The following is a 16,318-nucleotide window of genomic DNA, read 5'->3' as shown; positions in this document are numbered from 1 at the left end:
GTCACTGCGCCTCCAGATAACGGTGCACGAGCGATACGGCCATCGCTCCCTCGCCCACGGCCGACGCCACCCGCTTGACCGACTCCGCGCGGACGTCGCCCGCCGCGAAGACACCGGGGACGCTGGCCTCCAGGTGGTACGGGTCCCGGGGGAGCGGCCAGCGCGCCGGCCGCCGCCCGCCGGTCAGCAGATCGGGGCCGGTCATGACAAAGCCGCGCGCGTCGCGTTCCACGACACCCTCCAGCCAGTCCGTCCGCGGCTCCGCGCCGATGAAGACGAACAGCCACTCCGCGTCCACGGTCGTCACGGCGCCCGTCTTCGCGTCGCGCAGCATCAGCTGCTCCAGGTGGTCGCCGCCCTTGCCGCCGACCACCTCGGTGCACGGATGCACGTCGATGGTGTCGATCGCGGCGATCTGGTCGATCAGGTAGCGCGACATCGACCGTCCCAGGTCGGCGCCGCGGATCAGCAGGTGGACCCGGCGGGCGTTGCGCGCGAAGTACACGGCGGCCTGCCCGGCCGAGTTGGCGCCGCCCACGATGTAGACGTCCTGGCCGGCGCAGTTCATGGCCTCGGTCATGGCCGAGCCGTAGAACACCCCGGCCCCGGTGAACTCGGCGAGCCCCGGCGCCTCCAGCCTGCGGTACGCCACGCCGGTGGCGAGCACCACGGTGTGCGCCGTGATCGCCGAGCCGTCCCCGAACGACAGCACGCGTCCGGCGCCCGCCGCCTCCAGGCCCGTCACCTCGCGGGTGCTCAGGATCTCCGCGCCGAACTTCAGCGCCTGCCGGCGCGCCCGGTCGGTGAGCTGGGCGCCGGAGACACCGTCCGGGAAGCCCAGGTAGTTCTCGATCCGGCTGCTCTGGCCGGCCTGCCCGCCCGTCGCCCGGCGCTCCACCAGCACCGTGCGCAGGCCCTCGGACGCGCCGTACACGGCCGCGCCGAGGCCGGCCGGGCCGCCGCCGACCACGACCAGGTCGTAGAAGTCGGCGGACGGCGTGGTGCTGAGGCCGACGTGCGCGGCGAGCTCGGCCTCGCTCGGCCGCACCAGCGTCGAGCCGTCGTCGGTGACCACCAGCGGCACGTCGTCCGGGGTGAGCCCCGCGGCGGTCAGCAGCTGGACGGCCTCCGGGTCCTCCGAGGGCAGCCAGCGGTAGGGCACCAGGTTGCGGGTGAGGAAGTCGCGCACCTTGAACGAGGGCGCGGACCAGCGGTGCCCGACGACCCGGGTCTCGCTGGCGGTGGGGTCGGGTGTGGACAGCCATGATTCGAGCAGGGTGTCGATCACCGGATAGAGGTTCTCCTCCGGCGGGCTCCACGGCTTGAGCAAGTAGTGGTCCAGATCGATGATGTTGATCGCGTCGATGGCGGCCGCGGTGTCCGCGTAGGCGGTCAGCAGCACCCGCCGGGCCAGGGGGAACAGATCCATCGCGGCCTCGAGGAACTCGACGCCGTTCATCTGCGGCATGCGGTAGTCGGCCAGCATCACGGCCAGCTGCTCGCCCCGCAGTTTGATCTCGCGCAGCGCGCTCAGGGCCTCGTCGCCGGAGGTCGCGCGCACCACCCGGTACCGGTCCCCGTACCGGCGGCGAATGTCGCGGGCCACCGCCCGGGAGACTGCCGGATCGTCGTCGACGGTGAGGATGGTCGGATTCGCCATGTGACCATCATTGCTCCCGACGGCCCGCGGCGCGCCCCAAAACGAACACTCGTGCCTGGTGGGGCGATGCTTCACCGTACGTCGCGCCGCGTCACGCACCGCGACGGCCGCGGGCCCACGGGGGGCGGTCGGTCAGACGCCGTCCGTCACCTTGATCTCGGCGATCGTGTCGTAGAACGACACGTGGTCCTTGATCTCGGGCACCGTGCCGATCGGCTCCGGGTACGCCCAGGCCACGTCGGTGTGGTCGCCGTACGACCAGTACGACGCCAGGCCCTTGAACGGGCAGGTGGTGTGGGTGTCGGTCGGCTGGAACAGCGCCAGGTCGACGTCCTCCGGCGGAATGTAGTAGCGGACGGGCAGGCCCGTCTCGTGGACGAGGAGCGGGCGCCGGGTGTCGGCCACCACCTGCCCGTCGATCTCGACCCTCACATGCTGCGTACTGGGCACCGCCTTGACGGTGTGCCCCTGAGTGCTGTGGGTGGACGCCATGAGGCTCCCCTTTTCGCTCGGCTCTCGTCGTGCAACCTCACGGAACGGGAGCGCATTCCCCGGGGCGGTGTCCCCCGCATGCACGTATCCGCGTGACCGAAACCGCGTTCGCCCGTTGGCCCTGCAAGATCGCAGCCAAGGAGGAGCGTGAGATGAGCACCCGACGTCACCAAAAGGGCCGCAAGCACCGCACGGTCAACCGGACCCCCCGCCCTGTCGCGGCCGGCGCCCCGGTCGCCGGACGGCCCGCCTCCCGCACGGCCTCGCCCGCCGCCCCCGCGACGGCGGTCCCCGCCGCCGTTCCGGCGCCGGCGACGGCCCCCGCGCCCTCGCCCGCGGCCCCCGCGCCGCGGTCGGAGCGGAGCCCGGAGCGCCGGCCGGAACCCGCCCTGCCGCGTACGGCGCTCAAGACCCTGGAGCAGCTGCGTGCCGCGGGCGGTGACGGCACGACCATCGACGACCTGAGCGCCAGCGTCGGGTACCAGCCGGCCACCATCGTGCGCCACATCGACACCCTGGTCGCCGCGGAACTCGTGCACCAGCGCGAGGGCCGCTGGTACGCGGTGTCCGGGGGGTGAGGTGCCCGCCGCCGCTCAGCAGGTGCGGAAGACGTGCCCGCGCTCCCCGGCGGGCGTGACGTCCCGGTCCCGCAGCACCACCGAGAGACGGCCGCCCCAGCGGCGGCAGGTCCGGCCGAAGTCGGCCGCGGTGTAGGCGACGACCAGGACGCGGTCCGCGTAGGCGGCGGCGTAGTCGCCGCACTCGTCGAACTCCCCGCACTCCTCGGCCACGGCGAAGTCGAAGCCGATGGCCGCGTGCCGGGGGAGCAGCTCGGCGGTGTTCTTCTGCGCGACGGCCAGTCCCGCCGCGTGCGCCCGTGCCACCAGGAGCCGGGCGTACGCGGCGTTCTGCCCGGGGGTCAGCAGTCCCCGGGAGCGCTCGAAGGAGTCGAGGTTGTCCGGTTCGACGGCCCGGAAACCCCGCTCGGCGCAGTCGTCGATCCAGCGGCCGACGACCGCGGCCAGCGCGGTGCGCCGGGCGGCCGTCGAGACGTCGAACAGGACCTCGCCCCAGTCCTCGTCGACGACCGGGGCACCGCGCCGGTCGCGCAGGAGCAGGTCCGGGTGGTGCCGCCGCCACCAGGGCAACTCGCCCGGCTGGGCCTGGAAGGCGTTGACGTAGCAGACGGAGTAGACGCCCTCGGCGGGCCGGTCGGCGCGGTCGCGGGAGACCACGCGGACGCCTTTGGCGGGCTGGTAGCCGCCGCCGATCTGGTAGTCGAAGCGCGCGCCGGCCGCCGGCGGGGTCACGGGGGCGTCCCGGGCGGGGCGTCGGCCGGTGCCGCACCCGGCGGCCGCGGTGGCCAGCACGAGCGCGGTCAGGAGGGCCGCCGTCCTGCGCGGGGACGGGACGGCGGAGGTGGGCACACGGGCTCCTGGGGGACCGGGGACGGGCTGTCCATTGTCGCGCCCCGGCAACGGCGGGAAGGCGCCGGTCAGAGGATGCCGCCGCCACCGCTCCAGTGCGGGCCGGTCATCCAGAGCAGGGCGACGAGGGTGTCGATCGCCCCCAGGACCACGGCGATCAGCGGCAGCAGCGGCTTGGCGCCCCGCCAGGTGCGGCCCATGGCGAGCCAGCCGCAGACCACGGCGGCCGGGCCGAGCAGGATGCCGAGGACGAAGAAGCCGGCGACGGCGCAGATCAGACCGATGATGCCGAGCGTGTCGCGGTCGGTGCGGGTGCTCGTCCGGGGGCTGTGGGGCATGGTTCGTTTCCTCCGTGTCCGGCGCTCGACGGCGCGAGCGCGCGCGGTGCTACGGAATCCGGTTACCCCGCTCTGCGGCCGCTTAGTGCCCGTCGGATCGTCGGCCCGGCGCGGGTGGTGAAGCCGGCGGGGGAGGGCCGATCGGGTGGGCACGCACGGCGGGTTCCGCGGTGCGCGGCCGTCAGCGTGCGACCGGACCGCGGCTGGGGCCCCGGCCGTCGCATCGGGTCGCCCCTCAGGGTCGGCGTGGCGGCGCGCCGGGACGATTCGACGACTCCCCTCGCCGCAGGCTGGAGGAGCGCCGTTGGGCCGGCGGGCAGGTGGCGACCGGGCGCAGGCCCTTCGCCGTCGCCGGCAGGGTCACGTTCCGTCCGTGCGGGCGGGACGGCGCGGCCACTGCAGCAGGGCGAAGCCGGCGGCGAAGGCCAGCATGGTGAACACCCCCCGGGGCCAGAAGATGTGGCTGTCCCGGAAGGACCAGCACGCGGCGAGCAGGACGGCCGTGCCGGGCGCGGCCCGCAGTCCGTCCCGGACGCCACCGCGCAGCAGCAGCGCCGCCCCCGTTGCGAGCACGGCTCCGGCGAAGGCCAGGACGGCCGCCCGGCCGAGGGCGTCCGCGGTGGTGAACAGGGGCTCCAGCAGGGTCGCTTGGCCCGGCGCGGCATGCTCCCGCACGGTTCCCCCCGCGATGCCGGCGACCGCGTCAAGTCCGGTGTACAGGACCGCGTAGCCGTACGCCCCCACCCAGGCCAGCGAGGTGGCCAGGCCCGCCGCGTCGCGCCGGTGGTGACCCCGCAGCGGCACGACCAGGCCGAGCGGCAGGAGGGGGAACAACGGCAGCAGCCACACGTGCAGTTCGGCCCAGTGGTGGGCTGTCGCGGCAGTCAGCGTGTGCGGGTGCGCCAGGAGGCCGACGGCCGCGAGGGCCAGCGGTACGGCTGTGACCAGGGCGAGCCTGGCGGTGAGGGAGGCGGGCATGCCCGCGAGCGTACGAGTGCGCCCGCGGGCCCGCCCGGCCCCGGCGGAAGGGGTAAGGAATCCGCAACAACCACGGCCGGCCGCCGGGTTCAGCCGCCGAACAACTGCTTCAGCTTGAGGGCCAGTTCGTAGACGCCGTAGGCGAAGGGGGCGCCCACCCACAGCCATGCGAGCGCCATCAGGGGGCGGCGGTCCGGCGTACCGCCGGTGGCCGGCGCGGTCGCGGCGGGTGCGGGCGGCGTGGACGGTTCGGTCATCGGACGGCTCCTTCCGATTCGGGGCCGGACGCCTCGACGGCGGGTTCGGCCGAGGGGCCGTCGTGGTGACGGGGGTTGACGGGCCGTACCAGTTCGTTGGCGACGAAGCCGACGACCAGGAGGACCATCATGATGACGAAGGACGTGGTGTAGAGGTCCGGGCCGGTGCGGCCGGCCGACTTCTCGTGGTCGGCGATCGCGTTCACGATCAGCGGCCCGAGCACGCCGGCGGTGGACCACGCGGTCAGCAGTCGTCCGTGGATCGCGCCGACCTGGTAGGTGCCGAACAGGTCCTTCAAGTACGCCGGGATCGTGGCGAATCCGCCGCCGTAGAAGGACAGGATGACGGCGGCCGCCAGGATGAACAGCGGCTTGGAGGAGTCGCCGACGAGCGCGATCAGCAGATAGAGCAGGGCGCCCACGCCGAGGTACACGCGGTAGATGTTCTTGCGTCCGACCAGGTCGGAGGTGGTCGACCAGGTGATCCGGCCGAGCATGTTGCCGAGCGACAGGACGCCGACGAAACCGGCGGCGGCGGTGGCCGCGACCGGCGTCGAGGTGTCGGCGAAGAAGTCGGTGATCATCGGCGCGGCCTTCTCGAGGATGCCGATGCCCGCCGTCACGTTCATGCAGAGAACGACCCACAGGCACCAGAACTGCGGCGTGCGCAGCGCCGTGCGGGCCGACACCTGGGCGGTCGTGACCAGGGGACGCACCGCGTCCGCGGCGGGCGTCCACCCCGCCGGCTTCCAGTCGTCGGCCGGTACGCGCACCAGCAGCACGCCGAACGTCATGAAGACCGCGTAGACCAGGCCCATCACCAGGAAGGTCTGGGAGATCCCCGAGGTGTCGGTGCCGAAGGACGACAGCATCTGGGTCGACCAGGGCGAGGCGATGAGGGCGCCGCCGCCGAAGCCCATGATGGCGATGCCGGTGGCCAGTCCGGGGCGGTCGGGGAACCACTTGATGAGGGTGGAGACCGGGGAGATGTAGCCGATGCCGAGCCCGATCCCGCCCACGAAGCCGTACCCGAGCACGATCAGCCAGTACTGGCTGGTCGCGGCGCCGAGCGCGGAGATGAGGAAGCCGGAGGAGAAGCAGAGCGCGGACACGCACATGGCCCAGCGCGGGCCGTTGCGCTCCACGAGGGTGCCACCGAAGGCCGCGGAGAGCCCCAGCATGACGATCGCCAACTGGAAGGGCAGCGCCGACTGGGTGCCGCTGAGGTGGAGGGAGCCCTCGAGCGGCGGCTTGAACACGCTCCAGGCGTAGGCCTGACCGATCGCGAGGTGGATGGAGAGCGCCGCGGGCGGTACGAGCCACCGGCTCCAGCCGGGCGGTGCGACGGTACGGGCGCGGCTGAGTACCGCGGGTGCGGTCGTTAATGCTGATGGGGCCATGACAGTCCTTCCTGGCGACACGTGGCCCCGTGGACCGTACAACTTTCATCCATCCCTGGGTAGGCCCTTTTCCGAAGTGCCCTGCGCCGATGCGGAGGTGACGGGGGAGACGGAGGGGTCCGGTGTGGCGTCCGACGGGACGAGATGGCGCAGCAGTTGGAGGCTCTGCTCCGCCGCGCTGCCGGGCGCGGCGTGGTAGACGACCAGCAGCTGCCCGTCGGCGCCGGTGACCGCCAGCTTCTCGTAGTCGAGTTCCAGCGGTCCCACCTGCGGATGCAGGAGCAGGCTGGTGCCGCTGGTGCGCGGCTTCACGTCGTGCCGCGCCCACAGGCGGCGGAACTCCTCGCTGCGCACCGACAGTTCGCCCACCAGCTCGGTCAGCCGGGCGTCGTTGGTCTCCGGGCCCGCGAGCGCGCGGAGGGAGGCGACGGTCCCCGCGATCGTGCGTTCCCACTCGCTCTCCCGGTACATCGCCCGTACCGCCGGGTCGAGGAAGGCGGAGCGCAGCAGGTTGGCGCCCTCGACGTAGTGCGGCGACAGGGCGCCGGCGAGCGGATTGGCCGCCAGGACATCGAGGTGGCGGCCCTGGACGAACGCGGGGGTGGACATCCCCGTCACCAGCCGGCGGGTGCCCTCGGCGACGCGTTCCGGCCGCCGCACCGGGGCGCGGCGGCGCCGGGGCTGCGCGAGCCCGTGCAGATGGCCCGTGGCGTCGGCGTCGAGCATCAGCACGTGTGCCAGCGCGTCCACGACCTGCGGTGAGGGGTGCTGGTCGCGGCCCTGCTCCAGGCGCAGGTAGTACTCCGAGGAGATTCCGGCCAGCAGTGCGACCTCCTCGCGTCGCAGCCCCGGCACGCGCCGCCGCCCGGTCGGCGGCAGGCCCGCGTCCTGCGGGCTCACCAGGCCGCGGCGGGCCCGCAGGTAGGCGCCCAGCTCGTTCGAACCGCTCATGCGTTCCACCGTAGGCGGTCGCCCCTCGCACAACCTGGCCCTGCCACTACCAGGTACGGCCGTCCGGCCGGTGTTCGTTCGCTCGCGCGTTTCATCCATTTGCCGCCTTCCGGATTTGGACCGCGGGGAGTCTTCCTACGATGTCCGGAGGCGGCGTTTCCGGTGAATCATCCATTGGTTCCCGGTATGCCCCACAGCATGCGCGGATGCGACCGTGCCGCACGTTTCCCCGCTGCAGTGACCGACGGCAGCCCGAATGTCAGGACGAGCCATGACACACGCATCCACCCCCGGCGACGCTGCCGCCGCCGTCGCGGAGGGGAGACCGGAGTTCCGGGTCGACCCGCACCCGGTCTACGCGGCGCTGCGGCGGACGGCCCCGGTGTGCCCGATGCGCCCCCCGCACGGTGTGGAGACCTACCTGATCACGCGGTACGACGACGCCCGCGCGGCGCTGGCGGACCCGCGGCTGAGCAAGGACATGTACGGCGCGATGGACGCCTACCAGCGCATCTTCGGGGACTCCTCCGTCGCGCTGGACGACAACATGCTCTTCTCCGACCCTCCCAAGCACACCCGGCTGCGCCGGATCGTCAACAGCGCCTTCACCCCGCGCCGCGTGGAGGCACTGCGCCCGCGCATCCAGCGCGTGGCCGACGAACTGCTGGACCGGTGCCCCACGCGCGAGCCCGTCGACCTGCTGCCGCGGTTCGCCTTCCCGCTGCCGCTCAATGTGATCTGTGAACTCCTCGGTGTCCCCGAGTCCGAGCGCGAACAGGCCCGGCACTGGTCGGCCACCGTCGCGCAGACCGGCTTCGGTCCCGAGGCCCGGCAGGCGCTGGAGGAGGCCGAGGGAGCGCTGCGCGACTACCTGGTGGAGCTTGTCGCGCGCAAGCGCGCGCACCCTGGCGACGACATGATGAGCGCGCTGGTCAGGGCCCAGGACGAGGGCGGGGCCATGACCGACCACGAACTGATCTCCACGGCCTGGGTGCTGCTCTTCGCCGGGCACAAGACGACGGCCTACCTGATCGGCAACGCCGTCCACCACCTGCTGGCCCACCCGGACCAGTTGGCCGCGGTCACGCGCGACCCGGAGCTCTGGCCCCGGGCCGTCGAGGAAGTGCTGCGCTTCGAGGGCTCGGTGGAGAACGCCACGTTCCGCTACGCCGCGGAGGACGTGAAGATCCGCGACACGCTCATCCCCAAGGGGGCGCTGGTGCAGATCGCCATCGCCTCCGCCAACCGTGACCCCGCGGCCTTCGAGGACGCCGACCGCTTCGCCGTCACGCGCGGGGACACCGGCTCCCACGTGGCGTTCGGGCACGGGCCGCACTACTGCGTCGGGGCGCCGCTGGCCCGGCTGGAGACGCGGATCGCCCTGGCCACGCTGTTCGGCCGCTTCCCGCACGTGGCGCTGGGCACGCCGCCCGAGCGGGCGCGCTGGCTCGCCGTCCCTTTCCCCGCGTTCCGCGGACTGGCGGAACTCCCCATAACGCTCGACCCCTCACCGCTCCCGAACGACAGGAACTGCCGTGATTGAGCTCGCCGACGTAGACGAGACGTCCCCCTATCCCAAGCAGCTGCTGGAGGAGACCGGCCCGGTGGTCCTGGTCAACACCATCGTGGCGCCGGACGGCAAGGAGGCGGAGGTGCTGGCCGCCTGGACGCAGGACTCCGTGTACTTCAAGAGCCGGCCCGGCTTCATCTCCGCCCAGATGCACAAGGGTGTCGGCAGCAGCCGGGCGCTGATGAACATCGCCGTCTGGGAGTCCGCCGGGCATCTGCACGCGGCGCTCACCAGCCCCGAGTTCCGCGGCGCCGCCGAGCGCTACCCGGACGGCACGGTGGCCCACCCGCACCTGTACGAGCGGCTCGCGGTCCAGGGCGTCTGCGTGGGCTGACCGGCGGGCCCGCCGGCGCCGCCACAGCGCCGGCGCGGACCGGGCCGGCCCCCTCGCACGGGGGGCCGGCCCGGTTCTGTGGTGCGGGGAGGTCACTGGTTGATGGTGTAGCTGTCCCCGTAGACCTTCCACTTCAGCGGAGGGGTGAGGTCGAAGTTGCCGTTGTTGAGGAAGACCCGCTGCTCGGTGTCGACCCGGGAGGTGTCGCTGTGCGCCTCCTCGGTCTTCATGGCCGCCTTGCGGGCGTCGAGGAAGGCGTTGATGTACGCCTTCTCGTCGCCGCCCTGTGCCGGGCTCTTGGCCTTGGACAGGGCGGTCCTGCGGATGCCGCCGAAGCTGACCTTGTCGTCGCCGGGGCCGTGCATGACTATCGCGTCGTAGTACGCGAACTGGCCGAGCGCGCGCAGCCCGTCGGCCTTGGCCTGCTGCACCGAGGGGTTGAAGTACACCCGGTCGCGCTCGTCGTTCTGGGCCTGCTGGAAGGCCGAGTCCGCGGCGGCGGTGCGCCAGGCGCTCACGAAGCCGGAGCCGAGGCCGCTGTGCGAGTCGGTGCCGTTGACGTTGCGCAGCGCCGGGAGGTAGCGGGCGAGGACGTTGTCCGGCTTGCGGTCGGTGTAGAGCTCGACGAGGTCGAGCATGTCACCGGTGCCGGAGCAGAAGCCGATGATGCCCGCGGTGTAGCCGCGGCCGTCGCCGATGTCCTCGATGTACTTGTACTGGGCCTTCCAGTCCAGCGAGGAGTTCTCGGCGCTGGACACCAGCTGCATCGCGATGTCCTTCATGTGCGGGTCGTCGAGGCCGGTCGCCGCGACCCTGGCCGCCGTGGCGGCGTGGGCGGGGGTGGCCGGGGCGGGAGCGGCGGACGCGAGTGAGCCGACGCCCACGGCGAGCACGCCGGCCGAGAGGACGGCGGTCGCGCAGAGCGCCACGCGCTTGCCGTTGACGGTACGTGCATGACGGTGTGGGGGGATCCGCACGGTGGTCTCCGGGGGTCAGAAGTTAGGAAACCTTCCTAACAGCGCCACATTGAAGCATCGCTCCGTTCGAACGCCAAGGGGATGGAACAAAAACGCGCTACTCCATCTGTGCGACGCCTCAAGGGAGTTGACCCAGAACCCGGTCGCCGGCGGCGCCAGGGAGGCCGGGGTCCGAGCAGGTCAGAACGGTTCCCGCATGCGCGGAGCGCCGCCCGGATGCAGGCTGGACCGAAAGAGCCGGAGGAGGTGGTCCCCGTGCCCGACGGGATGCCTCCCGGCCTGCCGTACCCGCCCGACGGGGGGACGGCCGGCGGCGCGCTGCTCTCCCTCGCGCTGGCCTCGATGATGGACGACGTCCACGCCCACGCCGGCGCGGTCTACCTGCTCGCACCCGACGAACCGGTCCTGGAGATGGCCGTCACCGCGGGGCTTCCGCGGGCCTTCGCCGCCCCGTGGGAACGCATCGGGCTCGCCTCGCGGCTCCCCGCGGCCGACGCCCTGCGCGAACGCCGCCTGGTCTGGGTCGGCGGCGAGAGCGAGATGGCGCGCGTCTACCCGCGGATCGCGCTGGTGCTGCCGTACCCGTACACGATGGCGGCCATGCCGGTCGCCACCGACGAGACCCCCTACGGCGCGATCTTCGTCATCCTGGCCGCCGCCCATCCGCCGGAGCTGGGTGACCTGGAACGCGACCTGCTCACCTCCGCCTGCCGGCGGCTGGCCCTGCGCCTGGAGCGTGAGGCCGTGGCCGGCCGCCCGGTGCGCCGCGAGCCCGGCACCCCGGACGCCGGCGAGACCGCCCCGCGGACCGCCGCGACACCCCCGGTGCAGGCCGAGCACATGGTCGCCCGGCTTCCGGAGGGGCTCTGCGCGCTGGACGTGCACGGCCGCGTCACCTTCGCCAACGCCGCCGCGGCCGGCCTCCTCGGGGTCCCCGTCAAGGCACTGATCGGCGCCCAGCTGTGGACCGCGATGCCCTGGCTCAACGACCCGGCGTACGAGGACCGCTTCCGCGGGGCGCTGATCAGCCAGCGGCCCATGTCGTTCGTGGCGCTGCGCCCGCCGAACGACTGGCTCGGCTTCTCCCTCCACCCGGGCACCGACGGCGTGACCGCACGGATCACGCCCGCCCCGACCACCTCGACCGGCAACCCCGGCGGCAATGGCGGCCGGGAAGACGCCGGGGACCCCGGGGCACGCGGCCCGGCGCGGCTGGTGACCATCTCGCACCTGCTGAACCTGGCCGTCGCCATGACCGAGGCGGCCGGGGTGCAGGACGTCGTGGACCTGCTGGCGGGCGAGATCGTGCCCGCCATCGGCGGCCGCACGGTCGCCCTGCTGGCCTCGGAGGGCGGACGGATGCGCGTGCTGGGGCACCGCGGATACCCGGACCCGCGGATGCTCGACCACTTCGAGGGGCTGCCGCTGACCGCGCCCACCGCGAGCGTGCAGGTGCTGGTGCGCGGGGCGCCGTCCTTCGTGGAGTCCCCGCAGCGCCTCACGCAGCTCTACCCCGACCGGCCGGCGGTCAGCGACGGCATGGCCTCATGGGCGTTCCTGCCGCTGATCGCCTCGGGGCGGGCGGTGGGCACCTGCGTGCTCGGCTACCCCGAGCCGCACACCTTCTCCGCCGACGAGCGCGCCGTGCTGACCGCCCTCGGGGGCCTGATCGCGCAGGCGGCGGAACGTGCGCGGCTGTACGACATCAAGCACCGCCTCGCCCACGGACTGCAGGCGGCCCTGCTGCCGCACACCCTCCCGTCGCCGCGCGGCCTGGAGGTCGCCGCCCGCTATCTGCCGGGCACCGAGGGAATGGACATCGGGGGCGACTTCTACGACATGAACGGGGTCGGCGACCGGGTGTCCGCGGTCGTGGGCGACGTCGAGGGCCACAACGTCAGGGCGGCCGGGCTGATGGGCCAGGTGCGTACCGCGGTGCGGGCGTACAGCGCGGCCGGGCAGTCGCCCGGTCAGGTCATGGAGTCCACCAACCGGCTGCTGGTCGACCTGGACGCCGGACTGTTCGCGAGCTGTGTGCACCTGCACCTGGACCTGCCGGGGCAGTCCGCCCTCGTCGCCCGTGCCGGTCATCCGCACCCGCTGCTGCGCGAACCGGACGGAGGCGTCAGGGTGCTCGACGTCGCCGGCGGCCCGCTGCTGGGGGTGGAGCGGGACGCGTGCTACCCCTCCACCGAGATCCCCTTCCCGCCGGGCTCGGTGATCGCCCTCTACACCGACGGCCTGGTCGAGACCCCGGGCACGGACATGGACGACGCGCTCGCCGACCTCGCCGAGCACCTCGCGCTCACCGGGCACCTGTCCCTGGAGGACGTCGCCGACGGCCTGCTCGCGCACACCGCCGGACGGCGCGGCGGCACCGACGACGTCGTCCTGCTCCTGCTGCGTGCGCTGACCCCCGTGCCGTGACCTGGCGTGCCCCGTCCTGACCTGCGCCCGGACACGCGGACGGGCGCCGCGCCGCCGTACAGCGGCCCACGACGCCCGTTCCCGCAGAGCGGCGGCTCAGCCCTGGCGGGCCTTGAACCGCGGGTCCCTCTTGTTGATCACGAACACGCGCCCGCGGCGGCGGACGATCTGCGAGCCCGGCGCCTTCTTCAGGGAGCGCAGTGAAGCACGTACCTTCACGGTGACTCCTTCCGTTTGTCGCGGTGGCGGCGGATCCACCGGATCCACCCGATCCGGCCATGTCAACGCAGCGGGGGGCGCGCTTCTTCCCGGTTCCTCACCCGGTGACCTCGCGGCGAACGGCGCCGGGCAGGATGTGTGCATGACGTCCCACCGCGACGGCGCACTGCCGCATGTGATCACCGCCCTGCCGCACGAGCAGGACCTCTTCGCCCGCGGCCGCGGTGTCCAGGACCGTGTGGCGGACGTGATCACCCGTTTCGCCGGGTCGATGGGCTTCGTGTACGTCCACGTGGTCTGGTTCACGGGCTGGATCCTGGCCAACGAGGGACTCCTCGGCCGGACAGCGGTCTTCGACCCGTTCCCCTTCGGACTGCTCACGATGGTCGTCAGTTTGGAGGCGATCTTCCTGTCGACCTTCGTCATGGTGAGCCAGAACCGGCAGGCGGCGCGCGACACCATCCGGGCGGACCTGGACTTCGAGACCAATGTGCGCTCGGAGGTCTGGTCGACGCACATAGGGCGGGCGCTCGGGCTGGACCCCGTCGAGATCGAGCGGGACGCGCAGCGGCTCATCGCGGAGAGCCGGGCCAAGATGGCCGACCAGGCGTCAAAGCCCCCGGCCTGAGCCGCTGTCGTCCTCGACGTGCGCGCCGTCCCCGCCGTGCGGGCTGTCGGCGGTGTCGTCGTGATCCGCGTCCCGTCCCTCGGCGCCCATCGGGCCCGGACTGCTGAAGTCGGGGCTGGAGAAGCCGGGCGACTCGAAGCCCGGGGACTCGAAGGCGGGCGACGCGTAGCCGGGGCCGTCGGCGTCCGGCAGTTCGGGCTCCGGCACCTCGTACTCCGGGACCGGCGGGGCCGGCGGCACGCGGCCCTCCTCCTCCCCGCCGGTGGACGTGGAGAAGCCGGGGCTGGAGAAGCCCGGCCGGTGCGGGCCGTCCTCCTCCGGCGCGGACTTCTCGGGTCGCTCGGTCATCGTTGCCTCCCCCTCTGATCTTCCGCGGTCCCGCGGTCCCGAGGTCTCAGCGCCGCCGGCCGCGGTAGCCGGACCAGCGGGCACTGGTGCCCAGTCCACCGAGGTGGGCGGCGACCAGCGCCAGCCCGACCAGGAGCAGGCTGGTCGGCGTGAACACCGCGTCGGTGTGCGTCCCGGTGGCGTTGATGATGAAAGCGATCGCGAAGACGACCGTCGCGATGATGGCCAACATGGCTGACTCCCCAAGGGTTTGCGGGCGCCATGTCGCGCCCTGTCCTCCACCGGCTTCCCCCGAAGAGCGTCCCCAGTCGGCCGGGACCGGACAGCCGCTGTTCCGCGCCGTGACCGCGGGAGCGCGCGCGCCCTAAGATCCCGCCTTGACCGGACGATGAGCCAGTGCCGTCTCATCCCCTCGCACCCACGTGCTCCCGGAGTCCCCGCATGGCGTCGCCGCACGGCCCGCTCGACCACCGCTACCGCGGTGAGCACCCGATCCGCACCCTCGCCTACCTCTTCCGCCACGACCGCGGGCGGCTGACCGTGGCGGTGCTGGCCTTCATGGTCAAGCACACGCCGATCTGGCTGACCCCGCTGGTCACCGCTCAGGTCATCGACGTGATCGTGCAGCACCGGCCGCTGTCCGGCATGATGCTCGGCACCGCGGTCCTGCTGCTGATGCTCCTGCTCAACTACCCCTTCCACCTGCTCTACGTGCGCTGCTGGTACGGCAGCGCGCGGCGGACCGGCATGCGGCTGCGCTCGGCGCTCTGCCAGCGGATGCAGCAGCTGTCCATCGGCTACCACTCCCGGGTCAACTCCGCGGTCCTGCAGACCAAGGTGATCCGGGACGTCGAGGCGATCGAGCAGGCCGTGCAGCAGACCGGCGACATGGGCCTGTCGGCCCTCGCCACCCTCAGCGGGGCGCTCGTGGTCATCGCCGTGCAGACCCCGTCCTTCCTGCCGGTCTTCCTGGTCGTGGTGCCCGCGACCTCCGCCCTGGTGATGTGGCTGCGCGGCCGGCTGCGCGAGTCCAACGAGTCGTTCCGCCAGGAGGTCGAGCAACTGTCTTCCCGGGTAACGGAGATGACGACACTGATCCCCATCACCCGGGCGCACGGGCTCGAGTCCACGGCGCTGCGCCGCGTCGACGGCACGCTCAGCCAGGTGCTCACCGCGGGACTGCGCCTGGACCGGCTCAACGGCCGCTTCGGCTCCCTCGCCTGGATCATCCTCAACGTCCTGGGCACGTGCTGCCTGCTCGGCTCCGCCCTGGCCGCGTACCACGGCTGGCTCGGGGTGACCCCCGGCGACGTCGTCATGCTCACCACGTACTTCTCGTCGCTGACGGCCGCCGTGACCACCCTGCTCAGTCTCACCCCGGTGGTCAGCAAGGGCCTGGAGTCGGTGCGTTCGGCCGGCGAGGTGCTCGAGGCGCCCGACCTGGAGCAGAACGCGGGCAAGACCGCGGTGGACGCGGTCCGCGGCCGGATCGACTTCCAGGGCGTCGGTCACGTCTACGAGGACGCGGGGCGGCACTCCGTGCGGGAGTTCACGCTCTCCGTCCGCCCCGGGGAGACCATCGCGCTGGTGGGCGCCTCGGGCGCGGGCAAGTCGACGGTGCTCAACCTCGTGATCGGCTTCCTGCGGCCCACCGAGGGCCGCATCCTGCTCGACGGCGCCGACATGGAGAGCCTGGACCTGCGCAGCTACCGCCGCTTCGTGTCCGTGGTCCCCCAGGAGTCGATCCTCTTCGAGGGGACCATCCGCGAGAATGTCGCCTACGGCATGCCCGGCGTGGCCGAGGAGACCGTACGGGAGGCGCTGCGCGCCGCCAACGCCATGGAGTTCGTGGAACGCCTGCCGTCCGGGCTGGACACGGTCGTCGGCGAGCGCGGCGCCCGGCTCTCGGGCGGGCAGAAGCAACGGCTGGCGATCGCCCGCGCCCTCATCCGCGACCCCCGGGTCCTCGTGCTGGACGAGGCGACCTCGGCCCTCGACTCGCGGTCCGAGGCGCTGGTGCAGCAGGCGCTGGAGCGGCTGGTGCGCAACCGGACGGTCTTCGTCGTCGCGCACCGGCTGTCGACGATCAGGAACGCCGACCGGATCGTCGTCATGGAGGACGGCCGGATCATCGAGATCGGCACGCACGACCAACTGCTGTGCTCCGGCGGCTCGTACGCGGCGCTGCGCAGCGCCCAGACGGCCTGAGGCGGGGGGGGGGGCCCCCCCCCGCCCCCCCCCCCCCCAGGGGGCAGGCGCCGCGGGGGCGCGGGGGGGGGGGTGGTGGGACCGGGGGTGGGGGTGGGGGTGAC

18 protein-coding genes are annotated in these 16,318 nt (G+C 72.9%); 6 read left to right on the top strand and 12 right to left on the bottom strand.

Annotation, left to right across the window (positions count from 1 at the left end):
• Position 1 precedes the first annotated feature (1 nt).
• Positions 2–1,660, bottom strand: coding sequence for an FAD-dependent oxidoreductase (locus tag ACFYXS_RS21740; RefSeq protein ID WP_389250534.1), 1,659 nt, complete (start codon positions 1,658–1,660; stop codon positions 2–4).
• A 132-nt stretch (positions 1,661–1,792) separates the two neighbouring features.
• Positions 1,793–2,152 (bottom strand): DUF427 domain-containing protein, encoded by a 360-nt coding sequence (locus ACFYXS_RS21735; protein ID WP_389250532.1) that lies wholly within the window; start codon positions 2,150–2,152, stop codon positions 1,793–1,795.
• 152 nt (positions 2,153–2,304) lie between these two features.
• On the opposite strand from ACFYXS_RS21735, the gene ACFYXS_RS21730 reads away from it, so the two are divergent.
• Positions 2,305–2,730, top strand: a complete 426-nt coding sequence (locus tag ACFYXS_RS21730; protein WP_389250530.1) for a hypothetical protein — start codon at positions 2,305–2,307, stop codon at positions 2,728–2,730.
• Positions 2,731–2,745: 15 nt separating this feature from the next.
• Here the strand turns inward: ACFYXS_RS21730 and ACFYXS_RS21725 are convergent, their stop codons facing one another.
• The 6 genes from ACFYXS_RS21725 to ACFYXS_RS21700 form a co-directional block, all read right to left on the bottom strand.
• Positions 2,746–3,579: an endo alpha-1,4 polygalactosaminidase gene (locus ACFYXS_RS21725; protein WP_389250528.1), complete on the bottom strand. Its 834-nt coding sequence runs from the start codon at positions 3,577–3,579 to the stop codon at positions 2,746–2,748.
• Positions 3,580–3,647: 68 nt separating this feature from the next.
• Positions 3,648–3,917 (bottom strand): hypothetical protein, encoded by a 270-nt coding sequence (locus ACFYXS_RS21720; RefSeq protein ID WP_389250526.1) that lies wholly within the window; start codon positions 3,915–3,917, stop codon positions 3,648–3,650.
• 360 nt (positions 3,918–4,277) lie between these two features.
• Positions 4,278–4,895 carry a hypothetical protein gene (locus ACFYXS_RS21715; RefSeq protein WP_389250524.1) on the bottom strand — a complete coding sequence of 206 codons (618 nt, stop codon included), beginning with the start codon at positions 4,893–4,895 and terminating at the stop codon, positions 4,278–4,280.
• Between the two features lie 89 nt (positions 4,896–4,984).
• Positions 4,985–5,152: a hypothetical protein gene (locus tag ACFYXS_RS21710; protein ID WP_389250522.1), complete on the bottom strand. Its 168-nt coding sequence runs from the start codon at positions 5,150–5,152 to the stop codon at positions 4,985–4,987.
• Positions 5,149–6,552 carry an OFA family MFS transporter gene (locus ACFYXS_RS21705; RefSeq protein ID WP_389250520.1) on the bottom strand — a complete coding sequence of 468 codons (1,404 nt, stop codon included), beginning with the start codon at positions 6,550–6,552 and terminating at the stop codon, positions 5,149–5,151. Before ACFYXS_RS21705 ends, ACFYXS_RS21710 begins: the two co-directional genes overlap by 4 nt.
• Positions 6,553–6,597: 45 nt before the next feature.
• Positions 6,598–7,503 (bottom strand): helix-turn-helix transcriptional regulator, encoded by a 906-nt coding sequence (locus ACFYXS_RS21700; protein ID WP_389250518.1) that lies wholly within the window; start codon positions 7,501–7,503, stop codon positions 6,598–6,600.
• Between the two features lie 271 nt (positions 7,504–7,774).
• Between ACFYXS_RS21700 and ACFYXS_RS21695 the strand changes: the two genes are divergently transcribed.
• Together ACFYXS_RS21695 and ACFYXS_RS21690 are read left to right on the top strand one after the other, a co-directional pair.
• Positions 7,775–9,046: a cytochrome P450 gene (locus ACFYXS_RS21695; protein WP_389250516.1), complete on the top strand. Its 1,272-nt coding sequence runs from the start codon at positions 7,775–7,777 to the stop codon at positions 9,044–9,046.
• Positions 9,039–9,407 (top strand): antibiotic biosynthesis monooxygenase family protein, encoded by a 369-nt coding sequence (locus ACFYXS_RS21690; RefSeq protein WP_389250514.1) that lies wholly within the window; start codon positions 9,039–9,041, stop codon positions 9,405–9,407. Before ACFYXS_RS21695 ends, ACFYXS_RS21690 begins: the two co-directional genes overlap by 8 nt.
• A 92-nt stretch (positions 9,408–9,499) precedes the next feature.
• Here the strand turns inward: ACFYXS_RS21690 and ACFYXS_RS21685 are convergent, their stop codons facing one another.
• Positions 9,500–10,336 (bottom strand): chitosanase, encoded by an 837-nt coding sequence (locus ACFYXS_RS21685; RefSeq protein WP_389250512.1) that lies wholly within the window; start codon positions 10,334–10,336, stop codon positions 9,500–9,502.
• A 315-nt stretch (positions 10,337–10,651) separates the two neighbouring features.
• On the opposite strand from ACFYXS_RS21685, the gene ACFYXS_RS21680 reads away from it, so the two are divergent.
• Positions 10,652–12,811, top strand: coding sequence for a PP2C family protein-serine/threonine phosphatase (locus ACFYXS_RS21680; protein WP_389250849.1), 2,160 nt, complete (start codon positions 10,652–10,654; stop codon positions 12,809–12,811).
• 96 nt (positions 12,812–12,907) lie between these two features.
• Here ACFYXS_RS21680 and ykgO read toward each other — a convergent pair whose 3' ends face one another.
• Positions 12,908–13,030, bottom strand: coding sequence for a type B 50S ribosomal protein L36 (ykgO, locus tag ACFYXS_RS21675; RefSeq protein WP_319665974.1), 123 nt, complete (start codon positions 13,028–13,030; stop codon positions 12,908–12,910).
• A 142-nt stretch (positions 13,031–13,172) separates the two neighbouring features.
• Here ykgO and ACFYXS_RS21670 point away from each other — a divergent pair, with 142 nt between their 5' ends.
• Positions 13,173–13,658 carry a DUF1003 domain-containing protein gene (locus ACFYXS_RS21670; RefSeq protein ID WP_389250509.1) on the top strand — a complete coding sequence of 162 codons (486 nt, stop codon included), beginning with the start codon at positions 13,173–13,175 and terminating at the stop codon, positions 13,656–13,658.
• On the opposite strand, the gene ACFYXS_RS21665 is transcribed toward ACFYXS_RS21670, so the two are convergent.
• Both ACFYXS_RS21665 and ACFYXS_RS21660 read right to left on the bottom strand, forming a co-directional pair.
• Positions 13,641–14,006 carry a hypothetical protein gene (locus ACFYXS_RS21665; RefSeq protein WP_389250506.1) on the bottom strand — a complete coding sequence of 122 codons (366 nt, stop codon included), beginning with the start codon at positions 14,004–14,006 and terminating at the stop codon, positions 13,641–13,643. The genes ACFYXS_RS21670 and ACFYXS_RS21665 overlap by 18 nt on opposite strands.
• Before the next feature lie 46 nt (positions 14,007–14,052).
• Positions 14,053–14,238: a hypothetical protein gene (locus tag ACFYXS_RS21660; protein WP_389250504.1), complete on the bottom strand. Its 186-nt coding sequence runs from the start codon at positions 14,236–14,238 to the stop codon at positions 14,053–14,055.
• Between the two features lie 209 nt (positions 14,239–14,447).
• Between ACFYXS_RS21660 and ACFYXS_RS21655 the strand changes: the two genes are divergently transcribed.
• On the top strand, positions 14,448–16,214 hold the full coding sequence (locus ACFYXS_RS21655) for an ABC transporter ATP-binding protein (protein WP_389250502.1): 1,767 nt from the start codon (positions 14,448–14,450) through the stop codon (positions 16,212–16,214).
• Positions 16,215–16,318 lie beyond the last annotated feature (104 nt).

The sequence above is a fragment of the Streptomyces sp. NPDC002574 genome (assembly GCF_042889545.1).
Lineage (GTDB): Bacteria > Actinomycetota > Actinomycetes > Streptomycetales > Streptomycetaceae > Actinacidiphila.
The sequence above is the reverse complement of the archived record's forward strand: the minus strand, read 5'-3'. Positions and strand labels throughout refer to the sequence as shown.

Excerpts from the sequence above, each read along its gene's own strand:
- ACFYXS_RS21665 (WP_389250506.1), bottom strand. The coding sequence starts at position 14,006 with ATGACCGAGCGACCCGAGAAGTCCGCGCCGGAGGAGGACGGCCCGCAC.
- ACFYXS_RS21715 (WP_389250524.1), bottom strand. The coding sequence starts at position 4,895 with ATGCCCGCCTCCCTCACCGCCAGGCTCGCCCTGGTCACAGCCGTACCG.
- ACFYXS_RS21660 (WP_389250504.1), bottom strand. The coding sequence starts at position 14,238 with ATGTTGGCCATCATCGCGACGGTCGTCTTCGCGATCGCTTTCATCATC.
- ACFYXS_RS21680 (WP_389250849.1), top strand. The coding sequence starts at position 10,652 with ATGCCTCCCGGCCTGCCGTACCCGCCCGACGGGGGGACGGCCGGCGGC.
- ACFYXS_RS21735 (WP_389250532.1), bottom strand. The coding sequence starts at position 2,152 with ATGGCGTCCACCCACAGCACTCAGGGGCACACCGTCAAGGCGGTGCCC.
- ACFYXS_RS21670 (WP_389250509.1), top strand. The coding sequence starts at position 13,173 with ATGACGTCCCACCGCGACGGCGCACTGCCGCATGTGATCACCGCCCTG.
- ACFYXS_RS21710 (WP_389250522.1), bottom strand. The coding sequence starts at position 5,152 with ATGACCGAACCGTCCACGCCGCCCGCACCCGCCGCGACCGCGCCGGCC.
- ACFYXS_RS21720 (WP_389250526.1), bottom strand. The coding sequence starts at position 3,917 with ATGCCCCACAGCCCCCGGACGAGCACCCGCACCGACCGCGACACGCTC.
- ACFYXS_RS21730 (WP_389250530.1), top strand. The coding sequence starts at position 2,305 with ATGAGCACCCGACGTCACCAAAAGGGCCGCAAGCACCGCACGGTCAAC.
- ACFYXS_RS21655 (WP_389250502.1), top strand. The coding sequence starts at position 14,448 with ATGGCGTCGCCGCACGGCCCGCTCGACCACCGCTACCGCGGTGAGCAC.
- ACFYXS_RS21700 (WP_389250518.1), bottom strand. The coding sequence starts at position 7,503 with ATGAGCGGTTCGAACGAGCTGGGCGCCTACCTGCGGGCCCGCCGCGGC.
- ACFYXS_RS21695 (WP_389250516.1), top strand. The coding sequence starts at position 7,775 with ATGACACACGCATCCACCCCCGGCGACGCTGCCGCCGCCGTCGCGGAG.
- ACFYXS_RS21740 (WP_389250534.1), bottom strand. The coding sequence starts at position 1,660 with ATGGCGAATCCGACCATCCTCACCGTCGACGACGATCCGGCAGTCTCC.
- ACFYXS_RS21705 (WP_389250520.1), bottom strand. The coding sequence starts at position 6,552 with ATGGCCCCATCAGCATTAACGACCGCACCCGCGGTACTCAGCCGCGCC.